Annotated in this window: 3 protein-coding genes and 2 pseudogenes; all 5 read left to right on the plus strand. The window is 69.0% G+C overall.

Features of this window, described 5'->3' with window-relative positions:
• Nucleotides 1–447: pseudogene (locus tag OOT08_RS16500) on the plus strand (dihydroorotase); the annotation flags it as partial.
• Complete coding sequence (locus OOT08_RS16505; RefSeq protein WP_325093919.1) at nt 444–977, plus strand: PH-like domain-containing protein; 534 nt, start codon at nt 444–446, stop codon at nt 975–977. The pseudogene OOT08_RS16500 and the gene OOT08_RS16505, both read left to right, overlap by 4 nt.
• Nucleotides 978–2,156 (plus strand): glutamine-hydrolyzing carbamoyl-phosphate synthase small subunit, encoded by a 1,179-nt coding sequence (gene carA, locus OOT08_RS16510; RefSeq protein WP_325093920.1) that lies wholly within the window; start codon nt 978–980, stop codon nt 2,154–2,156.
• Nucleotides 2,156–5,449 carry a carbamoyl-phosphate synthase large subunit gene (carB, locus tag OOT08_RS16515; RefSeq protein WP_325093921.1) on the plus strand — a complete coding sequence of 1,098 codons (3,294 nt, stop codon included), beginning with the start codon at nt 2,156–2,158 and terminating at the stop codon, nt 5,447–5,449. Before carA ends, carB begins: the two co-directional genes overlap by 1 nt.
• Nucleotides 5,450–5,451: 2 nt before the next feature.
• Nucleotides 5,452–5,597: pseudogene (locus OOT08_RS16520) on the plus strand (orotidine-5'-phosphate decarboxylase); the annotation flags it as partial.

Genomic DNA, 5,597 nt, shown 5'->3' on the forward strand with positions numbered 1-5,597 from the left:
ATCGACATCATCGCGACCGACCACGCCCCGCACCCCGTGGAGCGCAAGGACTGCGAGTGGGACGCCGCCGCCTTCGGTATGGTCGGCCTGGAGTCCGCGCTCAGCATCGCGCAGACCGCGCTGGTTGACCCGGGCCACGCGAGCTGGGCAGATGTCCAGCGACTCCTGTCCCAGGCGCCCGCCCGCATCGGCTCCCTGGAGGGGCACCCCGAGGAGATCCGCGCCGGCGAAGCCGCCGACCTCGTGCTCTTCGACCCGAGCGGCTCGAGCGTGTTCGACACCGAGCGCCTCTACGGCAAGAGCGAGAACTCACCCTTCCTTGGGCTGGAGCTGTCTGGGCGCGTGCACAGCACGATCCGCCGCGGCACCCTGACCTTCGATCACGGCCAGCTGGTAGACGCCGAGACCGTGGCCCGCGCCGCACACGAGCGGGCGGTGACGGCATGACCACCGACACCAAGCTGCTGCTGTTCACCATCGCCATCGGGCTGCTGCTGATCCTCGTCTTCCTCGGCATGTTTTTCGCCTGGCGCAAGCGCTCCCGGCACGGCGCGAGGCTCGCGCCGGCCGGCCGCGCCGCGCTCACCGGCGAGGTGCTGCTGACCCTGGACCGGATCCTCTACGTCGCGACGACCCCGAAGGACGCCCGGCTCGACCGGGTCGCCGTCCCCGGGCTGCGCTACCGCGGCTACGCGAGCCTCACGGTCGCGACCGACGGCGTGCAGATCCAGGTCACGGGTGAGCACCCCGTGGTGATCCCCGCCGCGCAGGTCACCGGCCTCGAGTCCGGCCAGCTCACGATCGACAAGGCCGTTGAGCGCAACGGCCTCGCCATGCTCGGCTGGCGCTCCGGCGACACCGAGCTGCTCAGCGCCTTCCGCCTGCCGGAGGGCAGCGGCCGCACCGCACTGCGCGAGGCGCTCAGCCACCCCAACTTTTCCGCAATCCCCGCATCAACACCCCACCAGGAGGCCTAGGTGACCCTGCCCGCTGTCGCACCATCTGCCGTGCTCGTTCTTGAGGACGGAAGCCGATTCGAGGGACGCCCCTACGGCTCAACCGGTCGCGCACTCGGCGAGATCGTCTTCTCAACCGGCATGACCGGGTATCAGGAGACGCTCACCGATCCCTCCTACGCCGGTCAGATCGTCATGATGACCGCCCCGCACATCGGCAACACCGGCGTGAACGACGAGGACATGGAGTCCCGCAAGATCTGGGTCGCCGGCTTCGTCGTCCGCGAGCCCTCGCGCGTCGTGTCCAACTACCGGGCGCAGCGCTCGCTCGACGAGGACCTCGTCGCAGACGGCGTCGTGGGCATCTCCGGGGTCGACACCCGGGCGATCACCCGCCGAATCCGCTCCGCCGGGGCCATGCGCTCCGGCGTGTTCTCCGGCGCGGAGGCGGCGCTTGCCCCCGAAGAGCAGCTGCGCATCGTGCAGGAGCAGGAGCCGATGGCCGGGATGAACCTCTCCGCCGTCGTCACCACCCCCGAGCGCTATGACGTGCCCGCGGTCGGCGAGCGCGTCGGCAGCATGGCCGTCCTCGACCTTGGCATCAAGCGCCAGACCGTGACCTACCTAGCCGAGCACGGCTTCGATGTGACGGTGTTGCCGTCCACGACGACGCTCGCCGAGGTGCGCGAACTCGCCCCCGACGCCGTGTTCTACTCGAACGGGCCCGGGGACCCCGCGGCCAGCGGCGGCCACGTCGAGATGCTGCAGGCGCTGCTGCGCGACGGCATCCCGTACTTCGGGATCTGCTTCGGGAACCAGCTCCTCGGCCGCGCCCTCGGCTTCGAGACCTACAAGCTCGCCTTCGGTCACCGGGGGATCAACCAGCCCGTGCAGGACAAGCGCACCGGGCGGGTCGAGATCACCGCGCAGAACCACGGCTTCGCCGTGGACGCGCCCATCGAGGGCATCACGGAGTCGCCCGCGGGCTTCGGCCGGGTCCAGGTCAGCCACGTCAGCCTGAACGACAGCGTCGTTGAGGGCCTGGAGTGCCTCGACATCCCCGCGTTCTCCGTGCAGTACCACCCCGAGGCCGCGGCCGGTCCGCACGACGCCTTCTACCTCTTCGACCGTTTCCGCCAGCTGGTCCTCGACCGCCGGAACGGCACCGCCACCATCGCCACCTCAGGAGCCGCGCAGTAATGCCCAAGCGTTCAGACATCAATTCCGTTCTCGTCATCGGCTCCGGCCCCATCGTCATCGGTCAGGCCGTCGAGTTCGACTACTCGGGCACCCAGGCCTGCCGCGTCCTGCGCGAGGAGGGCGTGCGCGTCATCCTCGTCAACTCGAACCCGGCCACCATCATGACCGACCCGGACTTCGCGGACGCGACCTACGTCGAGCCGATCACCGCCGAGGTGATTGAGACGATTATCGCCAAGGAGAAGCCGGACGCAATCCTGCCGACCCTCGGCGGCCAGACCGCGCTCAACGCGGCCATGGAGCTGCACGAGCTCGGCATCCTGGAGAAGTACAACGTCGAGCTGATCGGCGCCAAGGTTGAGGCGATCCAGAAGGGCGAGGACCGCCAGCTCTTCAAGGACATCGCGATCGCCGCGGGCGCTGGCGTCGCCAAGTCCTACATCGCGACGACCGTCGAGGACGCGAAGAAATTCGCGAAGGACCTCGGCTACCCCCTCGTGGTGCGTCCCTCCTTCACGATGGGCGGCCTGGGCTCCGGCTTCGCCTACACCGAGACCGAGCTGGTCCGGATCGTGACCGACGGCCTGCACTACAGCGCCACGACCGAGGTGCTCCTCGAGGAGTCCATCCTCGGCTGGAAGGAGTACGAGCTCGAGCTGATGCGGGACACCAAGGACAACGCCGTGGTGGTCTGCTCGATCGAGAACGTGGACCCCGTCGGCGTGCACACGGGGGACTCGATCACCGTCGCCCCCGCCCTGACCCTGACTGACCGCGAGTTCCAGCACCTGCGCGACATCTCCATCGACATCATCCGCCGGGTGGGCGTCGACACGGGCGGCTGCAACATTCAGTTCGCGATCGACCCGGCCGACGGCCGCGTCATCGTGATCGAGATGAACCCCCGCGTGTCCCGTTCCTCCGCGCTCGCCTCGAAGGCCACCGGCTTCCCGATCGCGAAGATCGCCGCGAAGCTCGCCATCGGCTACACGCTCGACGAGATCCCGAACGACATCACGATGAAGACCCCGGCCTCCTTCGAGCCCGCGATCGACTACGTCGTCGTGAAGGTGCCCCGCTTCGCCTTCGAGAAGTTCCCGGCCGCCGACGACACCCTTACGACCACCATGAAGTCGGTTGGCGAGGCGATGGCGATCGGCCGCAACTACGCGACGGCCCTGCAGAAGGCCCTGCGCTCGCTCGAGAAGAAGGGCTCGTCCTTCCACTGGGGCGAGGAGACGCGCCCCGTCGAGCTGCTGCTCACGAACATGGTGCGGCCCACGGACGGCCGGATCGTGGACGTGCAGCAGGCGCTGCGCCTCGGCGCGACCGCAGAGCAGGTCTTCGACGCCACGAAGATCGACCCCTGGTTCATCGACCAGATCGTCCTCATCAACGAGGTCGCCGAGGAGATCCGCGCCGCCGCCGAGCTGGACGCGGCGCTCCTCACGCACGCGAAGAACCACGGCTTCTCCGACGCGCAGATTGCGCAGCTGCGCGGCCTGAGCGAGGCCGAGGTCCGCGAGACGCGCCACGCCGCCGGAATCCGCCCGATCTTCAAGACGGTGGACACCTGCGCCGGGGAGTTCCCCTCGCTGACGCCCTATCACTACTCGTCCTACGAGACCGAGACCGAGGTCGAGCCGAGCGATCGCAAGAAGATCGTCATCCTGGGCTCCGGCCCGAACCGCATCGGGCAGGGCGTCGAGTTTGACTACTCCTGCGTGCACGCCTCCTACGCCCTCTCCGAGGCGGGCTACGAGACGATCATGATCAACTGCAACCCGGAGACGGTCTCCACGGACTACGACACGAGCGACCGGCTCTACTTCGAGCCGCTCACCTTCGAGGACGTCATCGAGGTGATCCACGCGGAGCAGGCCTCCGGCGAGCTCGTCGGCGTCGTCGTCCAGCTTGGCGGTCAGACCGCCCTGGGCCTCGCCCAGCCGCTCAAGGACGCGGGCATTCCGATCCTGGGCACCACGCCCGAGAACATCGACCTCGCCGAGGAGCGCGGGGCGTTCTCCGAGATCCTGGACCAGGCCGGGCTGCTCTCGCCCCGCAACGGCACCGCGATCGAGGTCGAGGGGGCCGTGAAGATCGCCGACGAGATCGGTTACCCCGTGCTCGTCCGCCCGTCCTTCGTCCTCGGCGGCCGCGGCATGGAGATCATCTACTCCGCCGCCGCGCTGCGTGACTACTTCGACCGGATGGCCGGTCAGGGCATCATCGACGCGGAGCACCCCGTGCTCGTGGATCACTTCCTGGACGACGCGATCGAGATCGACGTGGACGCGCTCTTTGACGGCGAGCACGTCTACATTGGTGGCGTCATGGAGCACATCGAGGAGGCCGGGGTGCACTCGGGCGACTCCAGCTGCACCCTGCCGCCCGTGACCCTCGGCTACGAGCAGATCAACGAGGTCCGCGTGGCCACCGAGGCGATCGCCCGCGGCCTGAACGTGCGCGGCCTGCTCAACGTGCAGTTCGCCATCGGCCAGGGCGTGCTGTACGTCCTCGAGGCGAACCCGCGCGCCAGCCGCACGGTGCCCTTCGTCTCGAAGGCGCTCGGCATCCCGCTCGCGAAGGCCGCCTCGCGGCTCATGGGCGGCGAGACCATCGCCGAGATGATCGCCTCTGGCCTGTTGCCCGAGCGCGACGGCTCGCGCGCGCCGCTGGACGCCCCCGTCGCGGTCAAGGAGGCCGTGCTGCCCTTCAAGCGCTTCCGCACCCACGAGGGCCTGATCGTCGAGTCGATTCTGGGCCCGGAGATGCGCTCCACGGGTGAGGTCATGGGCATGGACCGCGACTTCCCCCGCGCCTTCGCCAAGAGCCAGGCCGCGGCCTACGGCGGCCTGCCCACCTCGGGCACCGTCTTCGTCTCGGTCGCGGACCGCGACAAGCGCGCGATGGTGTTGCCGATGCTCCGCATGCAGGAGCTCGGGTTCACGATCCTCGCCACGCAGGGTACGCAGGTCGTGCTCGCCCGCAACGGGATCAACGCGCAGACCGTGCGCAAGTTCTCGCAGGCGGGGGAGGAGCCCAGCGTTGTCGAGCTGATCAACCAGGGCAAGGTGGACGTGGTGATCAACACCCCGTCCGGCCACTCCTCTCGTGCGGACGGCTACGAGATCCGCGCGGCAACCGTCGCGGCGGACAAGCCGATCTTCACGACGATCGCCGAGCTGGCGGCCGCCGTCGGCGCGCTCTCGATCCTCGACGAGGGCTTCGACGTGCGCTCCCTCCAGGAGTACGAGGCGGACCGCCAGGCCGCGCTGGCAGCGGGGGCTTAGGGATGATCGGATTCGGAGCACGACTCGGGGCGGAAATCGCCGCCGGGCGTCAGCTCTGCGTCGGCATCGATCCCCACCGCTTCCTGCTGGAGGACTGGGGCCTGGACGACAGCGCCGCGAGCGCCGAGCGGATGGGCCGCGACGTGAT

It is taken from the genome of Leucobacter sp. M11, from assembly GCF_035726885.1.
Classification (GTDB): domain Bacteria; phylum Actinomycetota; class Actinomycetes; order Actinomycetales; family Microbacteriaceae; genus JAPFRB01.

Bases quoted from the DNA above. Each gene is read 5' to 3' on its own strand.
- OOT08_RS16505 (WP_325093919.1), top strand. From the start codon at position 444: ATGACCACCGACACCAAGCTGCTGCTGTTCACCATCGCCATCGGGCTG.
- carB (WP_325093921.1), top strand. From the start codon at position 2,156: ATGCCCAAGCGTTCAGACATCAATTCCGTTCTCGTCATCGGCTCCGGC.